This is a genomic window from Corynebacterium halotolerans YIM 70093 = DSM 44683 (assembly GCF_000341345.1).
Taxonomy (GTDB): Bacteria; Actinomycetota; Actinomycetes; order Mycobacteriales; family Mycobacteriaceae; genus Corynebacterium; species Corynebacterium halotolerans.
The window spans coordinates 2,700,021-2,714,736 of the sequence record NC_020302.1 but is presented as its reverse complement, the minus strand read 5'-3'; the positions used below and the strand labels follow the sequence as shown (position 1 = coordinate 2,714,736).

Below are 14,716 nucleotides of genomic sequence, written 5' to 3'. Positions count from 1 at the left end.
ACGGCTTCGAACAGGTGGGCTATCGGAGTGTGTTCTGGTCTCCGTTTGTGGTGGCACTGTCGGAGATTAGTGTCGCCAGAGGGGGCTGTGAATCTATTGGCCGACACCGTTTCCGTTGGCACCGTGATGAACGTCCGCCGGCAACGGCCATTTTGTCGACGGAATCGCCTGAAGCGGTCTGCCTTCGTCACGCCGGACAGCGTCACGCCGATAGCGTCACGCCGGACAGCGAAGGAGGGGCGGGGCGTCGATAAGCGCGCCGCGACGGTCGAGGCCGTGATGAACACCGACCGGCAACGGCCACTTTGTCGACAAAAACGCCCGAACCGGTCTGCCTTCGTCACAGCCCGCCGCGTCACCGCGCCCACCTTCCCCGATTCCTGCCCCTCCCCGCGCTAGTCTGAACGGGATGAGATTCAAGAAGCTGTGGTGGGGAGTCACCGCCGGTGTCACGGCCGTCGCGGTCGCGGCGGTGGCGGGCGTCGGGGTGCTCACGCAGCAGCGCTACGCCGATCTGGAGCACGCGCCCGCCTATGCGGTGGAGCGCCCCGAGCCGAAGATCGTGCCCGCCGGGGCCGAAGACGGCGTCGACAATGCGGCGCTCGCCGCCGAGCTGACCCGGCTGGCCGCCGACCCGGCCCTGGGCACCCTGCACGGTCAGGTCACCGATACCGTCACCGGTGAGGTCGTGTGGTCGGAGAGCCCGGATGAGCCGCTCCTGCCGGCCTCGTCGACCAAGATCCTCACCGCGGCCGCCGCCATGCTGGAGCTCGACCCCGTCCACCGGCTGACCACCGAGGTCGTGGCCGGGGACGTGCCGGGAAGCGTCGTCATCCGGGCCTCCGGCGACGTCTGGCTGACCGAGGAGCAGATCGACGACCTCGCCGAGCAGGTCGGACAGGCCGACACCGTGTTCATCGACACCTCCGTGTGGTCCGGGCCGGCGTTGATGGAGGGCTGGGACGCCGCCGACATCGACGGCGGCTACGTCGCCCCCATGGAACCGGCGATGCTCCACGGCGCCCGCATCGGCGCGACGGAGGGCGACGTGCCGCGTTCCCACACCCCGGCCCTGGATGTGGCGCAGGCGCTCGCCGACCGGGTCGGGGCGGACACGGTCGGCGAGGGTTCGGCCCCGCCCGGCGCCGAGGTGCTGGCCAGCACGGAGTCGGAGGTGCTCGCCGAGCGGGTCGAGGACATGATGGTCTGGTCCGACAACGTCATGGCCGAGGCGATCGGCCGGGAGATCGCCATTCACCGCGGTCACGAGCCCAGCGCCGAGGGCGCGACGACGGCCACCCTCGAGGTGCTCGCCGAGCACGGCTTCGACACCACCGGGGTCACGTTGAACGACAATTCCGGCCTGTCCACGGGCAACCGAATCCCGCCGCGCCTGCTGGACGACATCCTCCACACCGCCGCCACCGCGGAGGGCGAGGAGCTGCGCCCCATCCTCGCCGCCCTGCCGGTCGCCGGGGGAACGGGTACGCTGATGGACCGCTACCAGGACATGTCGGGCCGCGGCTGGGTCCGCGCGAAGACGGGTACGCTCACCGGCACCTCGGCACTCGCCGGCGTCGTCACCGCCGACTCCGGCCGAGTCTACTCCTTCGGGCTGCTGTCCAACGACTCCGCCATCCTCCCGGCCCGCGCCGCCCTGGACAACTTCGCCTCCACCATCCGGGAGTCCTGATGCCCGCCCGCCTCGGCGATCTCGAGCTGCCCAGGAAAAGTCCCCGTTTCCTGGCCTGCCGGGTCGCCGTGCGGCCGTTCATCACCAGCGAGCCCGTGGTCATCGGCCTGTCCGGTGGTGCCGACTCCCTCGCGCTGACCGCCGCCGCCCTCGCCGAGGGGGCGCGCGTCCACGCCGTGTGCATCGACCATGGCCTGCAGGAGGGTTCCCGCGACGTCGCCACGCGTGCCGCGGAGACCGCCCGCCGCCTGGGCGCCACGGCCGAGGTGGTCGCTGTCGACGTCGCGGGCACCGGCGGCCTGGAGGCCGCGGCGCGTCAGGCCCGCTACGCCGCGCTCCACGAGGCGGCCGGGGCCCGCGAGATCTGGGTCGCCCACACCCTCGACGACCAGGCCGAGACCTACCTGCTCGGCGCGCTGCGCGGCAACCCGGCCGGCATGGCCCCGCGCACCGGGCAGGTGGTGCGCCCGCTGCTGACCGTCCGCCGTGCCGACACCGCCGGCGCCTGCGCGGAGCTGGGGCTTGGGCCCTGGCGGGATCCGCAGAACGCCGATCCCGCTTTCCGTCGCGTCGCGGTGCGGCAGCGGGTGCTGCCCCTGCTGAGTGAGGTTCTCGGCGGCGACGCGGTGCCGCCTGTCGCCCAGGCCGCCTCCCGGCTGGCCGCCGACGACGCCCTGCTCGACCGGCTGGCGGGGGAACCCACCGACGACTGCGCCGAACTGGCCGCCGAGCCGGGCCCGCTCCGGCGCCGCCGCATCGCCGCCTGGTTGCGGGAACGGGGGCTGTCGGTCACCGCGGCGTCCATTGGCGCGATCGAGGCGTTGATCATCGACTGGCGGGGCCAGGGCGGCGTCGCGGTGGGCGGTACGGTGGCCGGGAGGTTGGAAGTGACCCGGGTAGATGGCAAACTGACACTAACTTCCGGAGTCCGATGAGAAAGGTCGTCTGAGCATGCACGAGAAGAAGGACTTCAATGTCCCCGCGAACCGTTACGACGAGGATGTCGAGGCGGTCCTGATCAGCGAGGACGACCTGAAGACCCGTATCAGGGAACTCGCCGACAAGGTGTCGGAGGACTACCGCGACACCGACGACGACCTCATCCTCGTCTGCGTGCTCAAGGGGGCGGTGTTCTTCCTCACCGACTTCGCCCGCGAGCTGTCCATCCCCTCCCAGATGGAGTTCATGGCCGTGTCCTCCTACGGCAACTCCACCAGCTCCTCCGGGGTGGTGCGCATTCTCAAGGACCTCGACGCCGACATCGCCGACCGCGACGTCCTCATCGTCGAGGACATCATCGACTCCGGCTTGACCCTGTCCTGGCTGATGCGCAACCTGAACGGCCGTCACCCGCGCTCGCTGAACGTGATCACCCTCCTGCGCAAGCCGGAGGTCGTCACCGCCGACGTCGACCTGTACGACGTGGGCTTCGACATCCCCAACGAGTTCGTCATCGGCTACGGCCTCGACTATGCCGAGCGCTACCGTGACCTGCCCTACGTGGGCACCCTTCATCCGCGGGTCTACTCCGGCGATTAAGCTGGACGGGAACGAAAACCGCGCCTGAAGCGTTGATCGGTAATGTGGTTCCGCCTCTTCAGGTGGCGGGAACCCAGCTGTCTGACCGTCTTCCCCGCACACGAAAGGCACAGGCCGCACGTGACTGACGAGTCACCGTCGCGGCTGCTTCCATGAAGAACAAGAGAATCCTCCAGATCGGCCTCGGCGCCGCGGTCGTGCTCGTCCTGCTGTTCGTGTTCACGCTGCTCACGGATGACACCCGCGGCTACCAACGTGTGGACACCTCCGTGGCGATGCAGCAGCTGGCCGATGCCAACGTCGAGGAAGCGCAGATCGACGACCGCGAACAGCGCGTGCGCCTCGACCTGCGCGAGCCCATCACGGTCGAGGAGCGTGAGGGCGTCGAGCAGATCATCACGCAGTATCCCGCGCGCACTGCGCCGCAGGTCTTCGACGCCGTCCAGAACTCCGGCGCCGAGAGCTACACCACCGAGGTCACGCAGGACAGCTTCCTGATGAGCATGCTGGGCTTCCTGCTGCCCATGCTGATCCTCTTCGGCCTGCTGTTCTTCTTCCTCACCCGCATGCAGTCCGGCGGCATGTTCGGCATGGGCAGCTCCAAGGCCAAGGAGCTGACCAAGGACATGCCGACGAACACCTTCGCCGACGTGGCCGGCGCTGACGAGGCCGTCGACGAGCTGCACGAGATCAAGGACTTCCTGGAGGATCCCACCCGCTACCAGGAACTCGGCGCGAAGATCCCCCGTGGCGTGCTGCTCTACGGCCCGCCCGGCACCGGTAAGACCCTCCTGGCGCGTGCGGTGGCCGGCGAGGCCGGCGTGCCCTTCTACTCGATCTCCGGTTCCGACTTCGTCGAGATGTTCGTCGGCGTCGGCGCCTCGCGCGTGCGCGACCTGTTCAAGCAGGCCAAGGAGAACAGCCCCTGCATCATCTTCGTCGACGAGATCGACGCCGTCGGCCGTCAGCGTGGTTCCGGCATGGGCGGCGGTCACGACGAGCGCGAGCAGACGCTGAACCAGCTGCTGGTGGAGATGGACGGCTTCGGTGACCGCGAGGGCGTCATCCTCATGGCCGCGACCAACCGCCCCGACATCCTCGATCCGGCCCTGCTGCGCCCGGGCCGCTTCGACCGCCAGATCCCGGTGACCAACCCGGACCTGGCCGGCCGCGCCCAGATCCTCAAGGTCCACGCCCAGGGCAAGCCCATGGGTCCGGACGCGGATCTCGACGCCCTGGCCAAGCGCACCGCCGGCATGTCCGGTGCCGATCTGGCCAACGTGGTCAACGAGGCCGCGCTGCTGACCGCCCGCATCGGCGGCAACGTCATCACCGCCGACGCCCTCGAGGAGGCCACCGACCGCGTGATCGGCGGCCCGCGCCGCAGTTCGAAGATCATCTCCGAGAAGGAGAAGAAGGTCACCGCCTACCACGAGGGCGGGCACACCCTGGCCGCGTGGGCGCTCAAGGACATCGAGCGCGTGTACAAGGTCACCATCCTGGCCCGCGGGCGCACCGGCGGTCACGCCATGACCGCCCAGGAGGACGACAAGGGCATGTACAACCGGGACGAGCTCTTCGCCCGGCTGGTCTTCGCCATGGGCGGCCGCGCCGCCGAGGAACTGGTCTTCGGCGAGCCGACCACCGGTGCCTCCGCCGACATCGAGCAGGCCACCAAGATCGCCCGCGCGATGCTCACCGAGTACGGCATGTCACCCACCCTGGGCACCGTCAAGTACGGCGAGGAGCAGGGGGATCCCTTCTCCGGCCGTGGGGGCGGCGGCTCCTCGGACTACTCTCCGGCCGTGGCCGCCGAGATCGACAAGGAGCTGCGCTACCTGCTCGACTCGGCCCACCGCCAGGCCTACCAGGTCCTGCGCGAGTACCGCGACCACCTGGACCGGCTGGCCGAGAAGCTCCTGGAGAAGGAGACCCTGCGCCGCCCGGACCTGGAGGCCCTGTTCGAGGGCATCGAGCCACGCACCGCCGGGGACGTCTTCCCGGACGAGGACTCCCACTTCCCGCGCCAGGCCGACCGCGAGCCGGTGAAGACCCCGGTCGAGCTGGCCATCGAGCGCGGCGAGGAACCGCCCAAGAAGTTCTCCCTGCTCGAGGCCTCCCAGGCCGCGCGCGCCAAGCGCCAGGCCGAGCTCGCCGCCCAGCAGGCGCAGGACGGACTCACTCCGGTCGCTCCCGTGCAGGGGCCGGCAGAGTCCGGACCGGACTCCGGTTCCGGTGAGCAGGCCGGGGGCCAGGGGCAGGCCGGCCGTCACGCCGCGCCCGAGTCGGGTTCCGGTGCCGGCTTCCCCGGCCCGCAGGGCACCGGTGGCGGACCGCGCTACGGCGGCACTCCGCCGCCGCCCGGCTGGACCGCCCCGGGCTGGCCGCCGGCGGACAACCCCTACTCGCGCGGCAACGCCGAGCCGGTCGAGCACCCGGGCGTGAAGAACTACGGTTCCGGCGAGCCCGTCGAGCAGGGCACCGCCGGTTCGACCCCGGTCTCGGCCTCCGCGCCGGACACGGAGATCATCGGCTTCCGCCTGCCCGAGAGCGAGCGTCCCGACCACCGCGGGCGGGACGAGGCGTCGGCCTCCGAGTCGAAGCCGGATTCCGAGCCCGAGCAGCGCCCGGAGCCGTCGCCGGAGCAGGCCGCGGAGCCGGAGGGCCTGGACGGGCAGGCGCGGCCGCCCCGCCCCTCCGACGCGGACACCAACCAGATCCCCCGGGTCCCGGATCCGGAGGAGAACACCGAGGACACCCAGGAGGGGCGCGATGAGCGGTAATTTCGACCAGGCGCGGGCGGAGGCCGCCGTGCGCGAACTGCTGCTGGCCGTCGGGGAGGATCCCGACCGGGAGGGACTGAAGGAGACCCCGGCCCGGGTGGCGCGCGCCTGCCAGGAGGTCTTCGCCGGCCTGCACGAGGAACCGGCCGAGGTGCTGGCCAAGACCTTCGCCGAGGACCACCAGGAACTGGTGCTGGTGCGCGACATCCCGATCTACTCACTGTGCGAGCACCACCTGCTGCCCTTCTACGGCATGGCCCACATCGGCTACATCCCGGATGAGAACGGGCGGGTCACCGGCCTGTCCAAGCTCGCCCGCCTGGTCGACCTCTACGCCAAGCGGCCGCAGGTCCAGGAGCGGCTGACCAGCCAGGTCGCCGACGCGCTCATGGAGCACCTGGGCGCCCAGTCGGTGATCGTCGTCATCGAGTGCGAGCACCTGTGCATGGGGATGCGCGGCATCCGGAAGCCGGGGGCGACCACCACGACCTCGGCCGTGCGCGGCGGGTTCCGGACCAGCGCCGCCTCCCGTGCCGAAGTCCTCAGTCTGATCAAGGGGTAGACCACCATGCGCGTCTCTGATCTCACCGTCCCGGGCCGTTGCCTGGTCATGGGCATCGTCAACGTCACCGAGGACTCCTTCTCCGACGGCGGGCGGTGGCTGGACTTCGACGCCGCCATCGCCCACGCCCGCGAGCTGGTGGACCAGGGCGCCGACATGATCGACGTCGGCGGCGAGTCCACCCGCCCTGGCGCGGTGCGGGTCGAGGCCGACGTCGAGCGCGACCGGGTGGTGCCCGTCATCCGGGCACTGGCCGCCGACGGCATTCCCACCAGCGTGGACACCATGCGGGCGTCGGTCGCCGAGGCCGCCGCGGAGGCCGGCGTCGCGATGGTCAACGACGTCTCCGGCGGCCTGGCGGATGCGGACATGTTCCGCGTGATGGCCGACGCCGACATCCCGGTGTGCCTCATGCACTGGCGCACCGTGCGCTTCGGGGACGCCGCGGGCCAGGCCGACCACGGCGGGGACGTCGTCAAGGACGTGCACGACACCCTCGACCGCCTGGTCTCCTCCGCACTGGACGCGGGCGTGGACCGCGGCAACATCGTGCTCGACCCGGGGCTGGGCTTCGCGAAGTCGCGCGAGGACAACTGGGCCCTGCTGGGCGCCCTGCCCGAGTTCATCGGCGGGGAATTCCCCATCCTGGTGGGTGCGTCCCGCAAGCGCTTCCTCGCCGCCGTGCGCGGAGACCGCGGCCTGGAGACGGTGCCCACCGACGCCGACCCGGCCACCGCCGCGGTCACCGCGATCTCCGCGCACATGGGCGCGTGGGGCGTGCGCGTGCACGACGTGCCCGTCTCCCGCGACGCCGTCGACGTCGCCGCCGCCTGGCGCTGGGGAGGCGGCCGTGGCTGACCGCATCGAACTCACGGGACTGGAGTGCTTCGGCCACCACGGGGTCTTCGAGCACGAGAAGCGTGACGGCCAGACCTTCCTGGTGGACGTGACCTGCTGGCTCGACTTCGCCGAGGCCGCCGCCGACGATGATCTGGCCAGGACCGTCAACTACGGTGAGCTCGCCGAACTCGCCCACGACATCGTCACCGGTGCCCCGCGCGACCTCATCGAGACCGTCGCCGCGGAGATCGCCGACACCGTCATCGTCCGCTTCGACCGGCTGCACGCCGTCGAGGTGACCATCCACAAGCCGGAGGCCCCCATCCCGCGCACCTTCCGCGACGTCGCCGTGGTCGCGCGCCGCTCCCGTAAGAACGCCGCGAAGTTCAGGAACGCCTGATGCGCGCGGTGCTGTCCATCGGCTCGAACATGGCGGACAGGTGGGCCCTGCTGCGCGGCGTCCACGCCGAGTTCCGCGGCGAGCTCGTCGCGGCCTCGCCCGTCTACTCCACCCCGCCGTGGGGCGTGACCGACCAGGACGAGTTCCTCAACGCCGTGCTCATCGTCGACGTCGACGCGTCCCCGCTGGAGCTGCTGCGCCGTGGCCAGCGCCTGGAGAACGAGGCCGAGCGCGTGCGCGTGCGACACTGGGGTCCGCGTACCCTCGACGTCGACGTCGTGCAGGTCACCGGGGACGACGGCGCGGAGGTGCACTCCGATGACCCGGTGCTGACCCTGCCGCACCCCTACGCGCATGAACGCGCCTTCGTCCTCGTGCCCTGGCTGGCGGCCGACGGTGAGGCCCGCCTGCACGGCCGGCGCGTCTTCGACCTGGTCGCCGGGCTGGAGGCCTCCGAGGTCGAGTCGATCCGCCGGGTGGGCACCCTGGAGGACGGGGAACGCTAGATGAAGAGGACGTCGGTCATCGCCCTCACGGCCACCGGTGGGTTCGTCGCCGCCGTCCTGGCCATCCTCACCTGGGGTTTCTACGGCTCCATGATGGCCATCCCCGCCACCGTGTCGGTCACCCTGTGGGTGATGGCGATCGTCTGTGTCTTCCTCGCCCTGCGCGTGCGCGACCGCAAGGAGGACGGGGGGATCGGGATGGACCGCAGCCAGCTCAACCCCGTCACCGCCGCGCAGTTCCTGCTCGTCGGCAAGGCCTCCGCGTGGACCGGGGCGATCGTCGGTGGGGCGTACCTCGGCATCGGAACCTATGTGCTGCCCAAGGCCGGGGAGCTGCTCGCCGCCGCCGACGACCTGCCCGGAGTGATCGCCTCCGCACTCGGCGGTCTGGCCCTGGCGGCGGCGGGGGTGTTTCTCGAACGAAACTGCGAGGTGCCGCCACCCACTGAAGGGGAATACGTTGGATAGAGTGGACCCCATGAGTGCCGAGAATTCCCCAGGTGGCTACGACCGCGGTCAGATCCTGCTGATCGTGCTCGTCGCGCTCGCCCTCATCGCGAGCCTGATCATGCTGTTCACCAACAGCGACGGCGCACTCAAGATCGCCCTGCTGGCGGCCCTGTGGGCGGCGATCATCGGCTTCTTCCTGGTCACCCGCTACCGCCGCCAGGCCGAGCGCTCCCAGGAGGAGATGGAGCACCGGGAGGACCTCCACCGCGCCGAGATGGAGAAGGCCGCCGCCGAGCGCAGGTCCGAGCAGCGTGGCAGGGAGGTCGAGCTGCGCGACAAGCAGCTGGCCCGCGACACCGAGGTGCTCGAGGAGATCAAGCAGGAACTGGCCGCCCTGCGTGCCCAGCTCGAGGAACTCAACGGTCGCGAGTTCGGCTATGAGCCGGCCGCCCTGCGTGCCGAGGCCCGCCGCATCCAGGAACTCGAGGCCCGCACCTCCGCCGCCCGCGCGGGCTTCGATGCGGGTGACCTGGTGGACCTGGACGACGACAGCGACAGGGACGCCGCGGCCACGGGCAGCGACGCCCGCGGGAAGCCGCTACGCCCGCATGTCTCCGGCGCACCCTCCGCCGAGGCCATCTCCGGCCGCCTCGGCCAGTACGAGCCCTCCCGCCCGCAGGTCAACCCCCTGACCAACCTCATCAGCGAGAGCTACCGCCAGGAGCGGCAGGGCGAGGAGGCCCCGGCCACGGGCAAGGGGCCGCGCCGCATCTTCGACACCGGCTCCTTCCAGACCGTGCCGTGGGACCAGGGCGGTGCCGAGGACGCGAAGTCCAAGGGCGCCGCCGGGCAGGATGACAAGAAGTCCGCCGAGGACGAGAAACCCGCGGAGCCGAAGAACGGGAAGAAGCAGGACAAGAAGTCGGAGAAGAAGGCCGACAAGCCTGACCAGTCGGAGAAGAAGGCCGGGAAGACGCCCGGGAAGCCTGCGGAGCCGGCGGCCGAGTCAGCAGCCGAGCCACAGAAAAAGGGCCAGGCCGACGAGGGCGGGCAGGCGGACAAGACTGAGAAACCGGCCACCGCCACTCCCGTCACCGACGCCCCTGTCGAGGACGATGAGCCGCGTCGGGGCCGTCGCCGCCGGGACGAGCACACCGAGGGCATCTCCGTCGCCGAGCTGATGGCGAATCTCAAGAAGAAGGAGAACTGATGCAGGCTCCCCGACTACGGGTGGGCGTGCTGGGGGAGGACCCCGAGGGCCACCGGCTGGGCCGCAGCCTGGCGGAGGTCGGCCACACCGTCGACATGCTCGAGGATCCCGAGGCCGCCGCCGATCTGGAGCTGGTGATCGTCTCCGCCTCCGCGGCGGACCTGCCCGCCCTCGTCGAGCAGCTGTCCGCCCGGGCCCGGCGCGGCCAGATCTATCTGCACACCTGCCTCGCCCTGGGGGTGCAGGTCTTCGACCCGCTGGAGCCCTCCGGTGCGGTCGTGGTCGCCGCGCACCCGCTGAGCAAGCGGTTGTGGGCGGTCGGGGCGGCCGACGAGCTGGGGGAGACGATCGTCGAACTGCTCGTCGGCGAACTCGGCGGCAACGCCCTGGTGGTCTCCGAGACCCAGCGCGCCCGGCTGGCCGCGGGCATGACCTACGCCGGCTTCATCGAGACGGTCCGCAAGGACGCGGTCACGCTGCTGGCGGAGGCGCTGGGCAATGTCGACCACGCCCAGGAGATCGTCGATTCCCCGGGCACCCGGCGTGCCCTGGGGCCGGTCGCCGGTCCCGGCGGCGTCGTCGATCAGCAGAAGGCCATTGAGGACCCGGGGCTGGCCCGGGCATTCCGGGAACTGGCCCGGCGGACCGCGGAGCTCACCCGCGTCGACGATGTGGAACTGTGGGCGATTCAGGAGGAGAGACCGTGACATTCACCCCCGGCCAGGCCACCGTCTTCGAGGACGCCGGCCAGATCGCCGTGCTGTCCCGCGCCATGCGCAAGGTGGGCAGACCCGTCGTGCTCGTGCCACTGGGCCGCGGGCTGCACGCCGGTCACATCGCCCTCATCCGGGCCGCCCGCCGCATCCGCGGTGCGGTCGTGGTGGTCGCCTGGGCGGGCGAGGAACTGCCCGAGGCCTTCGCCGCCGAGTCGGTCGACGCCGTCTACCGGTACAGCCAGGACGCCCTGTGGCCGCGTGGACTGCGGACCATGGTCTGGCCCGTTGACCTGGATCTCGAGCCGGTCGCAGAGACCGCCGGCCGGCTGACCCTGGCGCTCACCCTCATCAACGCCGTCGGCCCGTCGGACGTGGTCTGCGGCGAGAAGGACTACGAGCAGCTGCTGGCCCTCCAGCACGCGGTGACCGACCTGCATCTCGGGGTGCGGGTGCTCGGCGTGCCGACGGTCCGCATGCCCGACGGACTGGCGGTCTCCCTGCGCAACGCGCGCGTCGCCGAGGCGGACCGGGAGAAGGCGGTGACACTCTCGGCGGCCCTGACCGCCGGGGCGCACGTCGCGGAACACGGGGCCGACGTCGTCCTGGCGACCGCCCGCGGCGTGCTGGACGCCGCCGGAGTGGCATCCGACTACCTGGAGCTGCGCGGCATCGACCTCGGTGACGCCCCGGAGAAGGGCGACGCGCGCCTGCTGATCGCCGTCGAGCTCGGCGGGGTCCGCCTGACCGACAACGTCGGCCTGCCGCTGGGCATCGGGTTCAAGAACATCGAGGCCGAACAACAGGACTGACCGGCACGGTGGCGGTGGTGGCGGTGGGGCCGGGCAGGGACGAAGTTCCGGAGGCGTGTTTTCTCCCGGACCGTTCGCCCGGACCCGGCCTCACAGCCGCACGGCGAAGCGCTCCAGTGCCTCGTGCCCGGTGATGTCCCCGGCCTCCAGCGGCAGCTGGACCACCGGCAGGCCGGGCAGTTCGGTCCGCAGCTGGGCGAGGAAGCCCTCCTCGAGGTCGTGCCGGCGCGCCAGGAACTCGCCCTGGTCGGCCGGGGAGCGCCGGTTGACCACGCACCCGCCGACCCGCACCCCGGAGGCGGTGAGTTCGGCGTGGAACTCGACGGTCTCCAGCACGGGCAGCCGCTCGGCGGCCAGCACGAGGAAGAACACGCAGCGGTCCGGATCGGCCAGCGTCTCCCGCAGGGCCGTGAACCGCTCGCGCCGGGCCAGCAGGATCCGGCGCAGCCGCCGGTCGCGGCGGTCCACCGGATCCTCGGCGCGGCCGGCCACCGTGTCCTTCCCGGTCGGCGACAGTCCGCGCACGGCGGCGCTGAGTTTCTCGGAACGGGCGCGCCGGTCGAGCAGCCCGTCCGTCCAGGCGGCCATCAGTTCGGGCAGGGCCATCAGCCGGGCGGTGTGCCCGGAGGGGGCGGTGTCCACGATGACGTGGTCGTAGTCGCGGGCGTCGTCGGTCACGATGCCCGCGATGCGCTCGAGCACCGCCGCCTCGTGGGTGCCGGGTGCCTGAGCCGCCAACCGCAGGTGTTTGTCCACCTCGCCGCGGAGGCGCTCGGGCATCATCGCCCGCATCGTCTCCCCGACCTGGGCGAGATGCTCGTCGGTGGTGCGCGCCGGGTCGATCTCCACGACGTCGAGACGCTCGGCGACGGCGACGGTACGGTCACCGATGCGCCGGTCCCACAGGTGCCCCTGGTTGTGCGCCGGGTCGGTGCTGACCAGGAGCACGCGCCGGCCGCGGGAGGCCAGTGCCAGGGCGGCGGCGGAGGCGACCGTCGTCTTGCCGACGCCGCCCTTGCCGCCGAAGAACACGACCCGCCGGTCGCCGATGAGGTCTAACAGCATGAGATGTTCTCCAGCGGGGAGTGCTCCATGCCCATGCGCCGGTGCCAGTCGTGGAAGTCCTCGTAGACCACGGGCAGGAGCTCGAGGGTGTAGTAGCTGGCGGGGTTGGGCACCCCGAGCGCCTCGGAGAGGACCAGCATCATGAACAGGTCGTCCTCCTGCCGCTGCGCCCGGGCGAAGCTCGCCCGGTAGGGGGCGGCGTAGTACTCTGTCAGGGCGTCGGAGGCGGCGCGCAGGCGCGCGAGGAGCCCGGCCACGTCACAACCTCCGGTCGGCCAGGACGTCGTCGTCCGTGCTGTCGTCCCCGGTGCCGGCCCGCGCCGGGGCGGGGGCGTCGACATCGTCGTCGGACCAGACCACCGCCGGCTCGCGGCGGGCGCGGTTCATCGCGCCGAAGGCCTCGACGGTGACCCACAGGGCGGCGATGAGGATGACGACGTCGAGGAACAGCAGCAGCCAGTTCCCGTCCGCGAGGAACTGTCCGAGCTGGACGACCAGCGCCCACAGGCTCATCACCAGCACGAAGACCAGCGGGATGAGGATCATCCAGGTCGGGCGGCGCAGGCGGGTGAGGATGACGCAGATGATGGACAGCGTCAGGGCGGCCATCAGCTGGTTGGTGGTGCCGAACAGCGGCCAGATGAGCATGCCGCCCGAGCCGTCGCCGCCGGCGGAGAAGGTCAGGGCCAGTCCCACGACCACGACGATCACGGTGGCGACCAGGGCACCGAGCTTCACACCCATGATCTCGCCGATCTCCTGGACGACCAGGCGCTGCAGGCGCACCCCCGTGTCCATCGTGGTGGCCGCGAACAGGACGGCCATGGTGGCGAGGATGGTGGCGGACAGGGACACCGGGATGCCCAGGCCCTCGTTGATCAGGTTGCCGCCGCCCTCGACGAAGGCGCCGACGCCGCCTTCGTTGAAGGCGGTGTAGATCGACTCCCACTCGGCGATGGTGCGGAAACCCGCGGTGGTGGCGACGATCGTGCCCAGCGAGAGCAGACCCTCCCCGACGGCGCCGAAGTAACCGACGAAGCGGGCGTCGGTCTCCTTGTCCAGCTGCTTGGAGGAGGTGCCGGAGGCGACGATGCCGTGGAAGCCGGAGATCGCGCCGCAAGCGATGGTGACGAACAGCAGCGGGAACATCGACGGCGTGCCCTCGGGCACGGCGGAGTTGACCGCCGGGGCGACGACCGTGGGGGCGGTGAACAGGAAGGCCGCGTAGAGGATGCCCAGGCCGACGAACAGCTGGAGACCGTTGATGTAGTCACGCGGCTGCAGCAGCACCCACACGGGCAGCAGGGAGGCGACGCCCCCGTAGATGAAGAGCAGGAGGATCCACAACGCGGCCGGGCTCAGCCCGAAGGTGGACTCCGGCAGCACGATCGGGAACCGGTCGCCGATGATCATCAGGGAGTAGAGGGCGACGACGCCGACGACCGAGACGATCGGCAGATTCCAGTGGAAGCGGTAGATGGCCTGACCGATGAGCAGGGCGACGATGATCGCTCCCCAGGTCGGGATGACCGCCGTCGGAGTGGAGACCAGGAGGCCGGAGATGACCACGGCGAAGGCCGCAACGACCATGAGCAGCAGCAGGAAGATGACCACCAGGAACAGGTTGCGTCCCCGGGCGCCGATGTAGCGGCCGGACAGGGTGCCGATGGACTGGCCCTTGTGGCGTTGCGAGGCCCAGAGTGCGCCGAGGTCGTGCATGCCGGCGATGAAGACGGTGCCGACCGTGACCCAGATGAAGGCCGGCAACCAGCCCCAGATGACGGCGACGGCCGGGCCCACGATCGGGGCGGCGCCGGCGACGGAGGTGAAGTGGTGGCCCCACAGCACGTACTTGTTGGTCGGGACGTAGTCGACCCCGTCCTTCATGGTGTGGGCCGGGGTGCGGTAGGAGGGGGAGAGCTGGTAGATGCGTTTGCCCAGGAATCTGGAGTAGAGCAGGTACCCGGCGATCATCATGGCCAGGCCGATGCCGACGAGAATCAGGGAGTTCATGGATGCGCCTTCCGGATGTCACTCGCGGTCGTCACAGTCGTAACGGGAACGCCGCGCGGCGGGAGTGGATGGGACGCAGGCACATGGGGCATGTGTCTTGCGTCACGCCAACTTCAACCTATCCCGAGTT

15 protein-coding genes are annotated in these 14,716 nt (G+C 70.8%); 12 read left to right on the top strand and 3 right to left on the bottom strand.

Annotated elements, in window-relative coordinates:
- Positions 1-409: 409 nt before the first annotated feature.
- The 12 genes from dacB (at position 410) to A605_RS12430 (ending at position 11,508) form a co-directional block, all read left to right on the top strand.
- Positions 410-1,693, top strand: coding sequence for a D-alanyl-D-alanine carboxypeptidase/D-alanyl-D-alanine endopeptidase (gene dacB, locus A605_RS12485; protein ID WP_015401868.1), 1,284 nt, complete (start codon positions 410-412; stop codon positions 1,691-1,693).
- Entirely contained in the window at positions 1,693-2,628 is a 936-nt protein-coding gene (gene tilS / locus A605_RS12480; protein WP_015401867.1) for a tRNA lysidine(34) synthetase TilS, read from the top strand. Before dacB ends, tilS begins: the two co-directional genes overlap by 1 nt.
- A 16-nt stretch (positions 2,629-2,644) precedes the next feature.
- A complete protein-coding gene (gene hpt, locus A605_RS12475) occupies positions 2,645-3,232 on the top strand; it encodes a hypoxanthine phosphoribosyltransferase (RefSeq protein WP_015401866.1) in 588 nt (195 codons plus the stop codon).
- 152 nt (positions 3,233-3,384) lie between these two features.
- Positions 3,385-6,015: an ATP-dependent zinc metalloprotease FtsH gene (ftsH, locus tag A605_RS12470; RefSeq protein ID WP_015401865.1), complete on the top strand. Its 2,631-nt coding sequence runs from the start codon at positions 3,385-3,387 to the stop codon at positions 6,013-6,015.
- Positions 6,005-6,577 carry a GTP cyclohydrolase I FolE gene (gene folE / locus A605_RS12465; protein WP_015401864.1) on the top strand — a complete coding sequence of 191 codons (573 nt, stop codon included), beginning with the start codon at positions 6,005-6,007 and terminating at the stop codon, positions 6,575-6,577. Before ftsH ends, folE begins: the two co-directional genes overlap by 11 nt.
- A gap of 6 nt (positions 6,578-6,583) precedes the next feature.
- The gene (gene folP, locus A605_RS12460; RefSeq protein WP_015401863.1) at positions 6,584-7,435 is read left to right on the top strand and encodes a dihydropteroate synthase; all 852 of its coding nucleotides are present in this window, start codon (positions 6,584-6,586) and stop codon (positions 7,433-7,435) included.
- Positions 7,428-7,817, top strand: coding sequence for a dihydroneopterin aldolase (gene folB / locus A605_RS12455; RefSeq protein WP_015401862.1), 390 nt, complete (start codon positions 7,428-7,430; stop codon positions 7,815-7,817). The genes folP and folB overlap by 8 nt, the downstream gene beginning before the upstream one ends.
- Positions 7,817-8,323 carry a 2-amino-4-hydroxy-6-hydroxymethyldihydropteridine diphosphokinase gene (folK, locus tag A605_RS12450; RefSeq protein ID WP_015401861.1) on the top strand — a complete coding sequence of 169 codons (507 nt, stop codon included), beginning with the start codon at positions 7,817-7,819 and terminating at the stop codon, positions 8,321-8,323. Before folB ends, folK begins: the two co-directional genes overlap by 1 nt.
- Entirely contained in the window at positions 8,324-8,791 is a 468-nt protein-coding gene (locus A605_RS12445) for a DUF3180 domain-containing protein (RefSeq protein ID WP_015401860.1), read from the top strand.
- Positions 8,792-8,801: 10 nt separating this feature from the next.
- Positions 8,802-9,983: a DUF6779 domain-containing protein gene (locus A605_RS12440; RefSeq protein ID WP_015401859.1), complete on the top strand. Its 1,182-nt coding sequence runs from the start codon at positions 8,802-8,804 to the stop codon at positions 9,981-9,983.
- Complete coding sequence (locus A605_RS12435) at positions 9,983-10,690, top strand: 6PGD fold domain-containing protein (protein WP_015401858.1); 708 nt, start codon at positions 9,983-9,985, stop codon at positions 10,688-10,690. The genes A605_RS12440 and A605_RS12435 overlap by 1 nt, the downstream gene beginning before the upstream one ends.
- On the top strand, positions 10,687-11,508 hold the full coding sequence (locus tag A605_RS12430) for a pantoate--beta-alanine ligase (protein WP_015401857.1): 822 nt from the start codon (positions 10,687-10,689) through the stop codon (positions 11,506-11,508). The genes A605_RS12435 and A605_RS12430 overlap by 4 nt, the downstream gene beginning before the upstream one ends.
- A 90-nt stretch (positions 11,509-11,598) precedes the next feature.
- Here A605_RS12430 and A605_RS12425 read toward each other — a convergent pair whose 3' ends face one another.
- From A605_RS12425 to A605_RS12415, 3 genes are read right to left on the bottom strand one after another with little or no spacing between them, the layout of a single operon-like run.
- Positions 11,599-12,573, bottom strand: coding sequence for an ArsA family ATPase (locus A605_RS12425; RefSeq protein WP_015401856.1), 975 nt, complete (start codon positions 12,571-12,573; stop codon positions 11,599-11,601).
- A complete protein-coding gene (locus tag A605_RS12420; RefSeq protein ID WP_015401855.1) occupies positions 12,564-12,830 on the bottom strand; it encodes a cory-CC-star protein in 267 nt (88 codons plus the stop codon). The genes A605_RS12425 and A605_RS12420 overlap by 10 nt, the downstream gene beginning before the upstream one ends.
- Position 12,831: 1 nt before the next feature.
- Positions 12,832-14,586: a carbon starvation CstA family protein gene (locus tag A605_RS12415; protein ID WP_015401854.1), complete on the bottom strand. Its 1,755-nt coding sequence runs from the start codon at positions 14,584-14,586 to the stop codon at positions 12,832-12,834.
- Between the last annotated feature and the right edge of the window lie 130 nt (positions 14,587-14,716).